Raw genomic sequence first — 3,571 nt, 5'->3', positions numbered from 1 at the left:
CATCAGCTCGAGGTTGGCGACGTCCTTGCCGAAGACGTTCTCCGCGAGCCCCTCGACCCCGCGCGGATGGAAGAGCGCGAGCCTATCGGCCACGGCGGATCGCGGGCTTCGGCGTCGGTGCGGGGAACGCGGCGGTCACTGGGGCTCCTCGTCTGGGCCGTTCAAGGGTAGATACGCCCGGCGGTTCGGACAATCACGCCAACCGCAACGCGCTGGGCCAGATGCCGGACGAAACCGACGAAGAACAGTACCAGCGCGGCCTCGCGCTGCAGCACGCCGGCCGATACGCCGAGGCGATCGCGATCTATCTGCCGCTGGCCGGCCGCCTGCTGACGGTCAAGCTGGCCACCAACCTGGGGGTCTGCCTGGGCGAGACGGGCGACTTCGGCCAGGCGGTCCGCTACCTGAAGCTGGCGGCGGACCATCGCCCCCAGGACGCGGACCTGGGGCGGATGCTGGGCCGGGCCTACGGCGAGGCCGGCGAGGTCGCCCTGGCCGAGCAGGCCTATCGCCGGGTGCTCGCCGCCCATCCGGACGACAAGCCGGCCCTGCTGGGGCTCGGGGGAATCCTGCTGTCGGCGGGCCGCTACGCCGAGGGCTGGCCCCTGCTGGCGCCCCGCGCCGAACTGCACCCGGACGTGATCCCGCCGGTGAACCTGCCCTATCCGGAGTGGCGCGGCGAACCGATCGCCGGCAAGTCGATCCTGATCTGGGTCGAGCAGGGCTTCGGCGACAAGATCCAGTTCGCCCGCTTCGCCAACACCCTGAAAGCCCGCGGCGCGAACCGGGTGAGCCTCGGCTGCTCGCCCGCCTTGACCGACCTGTTCGCCACCCTCGCGGGGGTCGACAACCTGGTCCCGATCGGGGTCGGCGCCTCGGCGGAGGTCCAGCGGCACGACTACTGGAGCCGCTACCTTTCCCTGCCGGGGCCGCTCGGGATCACCCTCGAGAACTTGCCCGCCGAGCCTTACCTCACCGCTCCGGCGGACCGTAGGGCGCGCTGGGCGGGGTTCGGCCAGGGCGCGCGGGTGGGCGTGGCCTGGCGCGCCAGCCCGACCGGCTTCAACGGCGCGAACAAGGGCCTGCCGGACGCCCTCGCCCAGCGCCTGCTCGACCTGGGCGCGGTCAGCCTGGACCCGGCGGACACCGGCGCCGCGGACTTCGCCGACACCGCCGCCATCATCGAGGGCCTGGACCTGGTGATCTCCATCGACACCTCGGTGGCCCACTTGGCGGGCGCCATGGGCAAGCCCTGCTGGACCCTGTTGCCGGCGATCCGCTGCGACTGGCGCTGGCTGCGCGACCGGGCCGACAGCCCCTGGTATCCGACCATGCGGCTCTACCGCCAGACAACGCCCCGGGACTGGACGGCGACCGTCGAGCAGGTGATCGCCGACCTAGGCTCCGCGGGCCTCGCGGGCCGCGGCCTGGGCTCGGCCTAGGGCCAGCACGCCTTCGACCAGGGCCTCGATATCCTGCAGCTCGGTGCGGTGGTTGACGATCGCCGCGCGGATCGCCGTCCTGCCCGCCAGTGTCGTGGTCGAGGGGGCGACGCGCCCGGCCTCGTGCAGGTCCGCGACGATGGCGGCGTTGTCGCCGCCGCGATAGGCGAAGCACACGATGTTCAGCGCCACCGGGGCCAGCAGCTCCAGCTCGGGCGCCGCCGCCACGCGGTCGGCCAGCGCCTGGGCCAGGTCGCAGGTCCGGCCGATCACCGCGCCCAGGGCGTCCAGGCCGTAGGTCTTGAGGCTGAACCAGACCTTCAGCGCCCGGAAGCCGCGCGACAGGTCCGGGCCGTAGTCGCAGGGCCAGAACTCGCCGCCCGCCAGGCCGCGCTCGGCGTGGCGCAGATAGGCGGCCTCCGAATAGGTGAAGGTGCGCTTGTGGGCGGCGGCGTCGCGGACCAGCAGGAAGCCGGCGTCATAGGGGACCTGCCCCAGTTTGTGGAAGTCGAGCGCCAGGCTGTCGGCCCGCTCGATGCCCTTGAGACGCGGCGCGACCTGCGGCGAGATTATCCCCAGGGCCCCAAGCGCCCCGTCCACGTGGAAGGCCGCGCCCTCGCGCCGGGCGATGTCGGCCAGGCCGTCGAGGTCGTCGATGGCCCCCACGTCGACGCTGCCGGCGGTGCCGACGATCAGGAAGGGCTGCAGGCCGGCGGCGCGGTCGGCGGCGATGGCGGCCTCCAGCGCCGGCAGGCTGATGCGGTGCTGCGCGTCGGTCTCGATCAGCCGCAGGCGGTCCCAGCCGAGGCCGGTCATGTCCATGGCGCGAACGATGCAGCTATGCACCCCCTTCGAGGCATAGGCGACCACCTTCACGTCACGCACGCCGGTGTGGCGCACGTCGGCGCCCAGCGCCCGGTCGCGGGCCACCAGCACCGCGCAGAGGTTGGCCGTGGAGGTGCCCGTCAGGAACAGGCCGCTGGCGTCGGCGGGGAAGCCGAACAGCTCGGCCATCCAGGCCACCACCTGGCGTTCCACCTCGATGGGCATGTGGTCGCGCCCGCCCAGGTTGGCGTCGAGGCCGCCGGCCAGCATCTCGGCCAGCATGCCCACCGCCGTCCCGCCGCCCTGCACCCAGCCCATGAAGCCGGGATGGCGGTTGCCGCTGCCGTTGGGGGCCACGTCGGCCATGAACTGGGCGTGGGCGTCGGCCAGCGCGCCGGGGGCGCGGGGCAGCTCGGCGCGGTAGCGCCCGCGCTGCGCCGGCGTCGGAGCCTGCCACAAGGGCCGCTCCCGCAAGGTCGCCATGTTGTCGAACATGTCGTCCAGCATCCGGTGGCCCTGGGCGCGCAGGTCGTCCCAGTCCTGCGGGTCCAGGCTGGGGGCGTTGCGGTCCGCTCGGCTCATGGGCGCTCCAGTTCGAATCGCGGCCTCTTAAAGCCCCAGGACGCCGCCAGGACCCCTTATCCGCCGCCGCCGTCCTCCGAAACCCCCGCGGCAGTCGATTTGCTTGCGCGAGGCGCGCGGCCTTCCGCATAAGGGCGGTGAACAACGCCCACGACCTGGAGACGCCGGCTTGCCGCTGACCGACGACATCCGCGACCTCATCGAGCACGACACCGGCGAGGCGCAGCTTTTGCTGGGGCGGTTGGCGAAGGAGCTGCCGAAATCGGTCGAAGCCCACCTGCTGCTGGCCCAGTCGCACCTGCGCCGGCTGGAGTTCGCCAAGGCGCTTGTCCATTACCGCGAGACCGTCGCGCTCGACCCCAAGCACGACGACGCCTTGCGCCACATCGGCTTCTGCATGCTGGCCATGGGCGACAACGAGGGCGCGCTGGCGGCCTTCCAGCACGCCTTCAAGGTCCTGGCCGGCGCCGGGCCGCTTCGCTACGTCGCGCTGCTCTCGCACCGGCTGGGGCGCGTGGAGGAGGCCGTCCAGGCCTATGAGCGCCTGCTGGCCAACTGCCAGCCGACCAGCGGCGAGATCCCCGTGGCCCTGCAGGGCCTGGCCGCGGCCCTGCGCGACGCGGGCCGGCCGATCGCCGCCGACCACCACCTGCGCAACCTGATCGAGCGCTTCCGCCGCGAGCCCGTATCGGTGGCCTCGGGCCTGGTGGCGCGCAACAACT

At 72.8% G+C, this 3,571-nt stretch carries 3 protein-coding genes; 2 read left to right on the top strand and 1 reads right to left on the bottom strand.

The genetic code is table 11. The features are described from left to right. Positions 1-221 precede the first annotated feature (221 nt). The gene (locus VNW53_RS04400) at positions 222-1,442 is read left to right on the top strand and encodes a tetratricopeptide repeat-containing glycosyltransferase family protein (protein WP_325553873.1); all 1,221 of its coding nucleotides are present in this window, start codon (positions 222-224) and stop codon (positions 1,440-1,442) included. Here VNW53_RS04400 and VNW53_RS04395 read toward each other — a convergent pair. Continuing rightward, positions 1,398-2,849, bottom strand: coding sequence for a pyridoxal phosphate-dependent decarboxylase family protein (locus tag VNW53_RS04395; RefSeq protein ID WP_325553872.1), 1,452 nt, complete (start codon positions 2,847-2,849; stop codon positions 1,398-1,400). The two genes, VNW53_RS04400 and VNW53_RS04395, sit on opposite strands and share 45 nt — an antisense overlap. A 169-nt stretch (positions 2,850-3,018) precedes the next feature. Between VNW53_RS04395 and VNW53_RS04390 the strand changes: the two genes are divergently transcribed. Further along, positions 3,019-3,571: tetratricopeptide repeat protein (locus VNW53_RS04390; protein ID WP_325553871.1), on the top strand; the 553-nt coding region annotated here is incomplete at its 3' end.

It is taken from the genome of Phenylobacterium sp., from assembly GCF_035569475.1.
Classification (GTDB): domain Bacteria; phylum Pseudomonadota; class Alphaproteobacteria; order Caulobacterales; family Caulobacteraceae; genus Phenylobacterium.
Note: the sequence above shows the minus strand (reverse complement) of the source record. Positions and strands in the feature narration are given on the sequence as shown.

Bases quoted from the DNA above. Each gene is read 5' to 3' on its own strand.
- VNW53_RS04400 (WP_325553873.1), top strand. From the start codon at position 222: ATGCCGGACGAAACCGACGAAGAACAGTACCAGCGCGGCCTCGCGCTG.
- VNW53_RS04395 (WP_325553872.1), bottom strand. From the start codon at position 2,849: ATGAGCCGAGCGGACCGCAACGCCCCCAGCCTGGACCCGCAGGACTGG.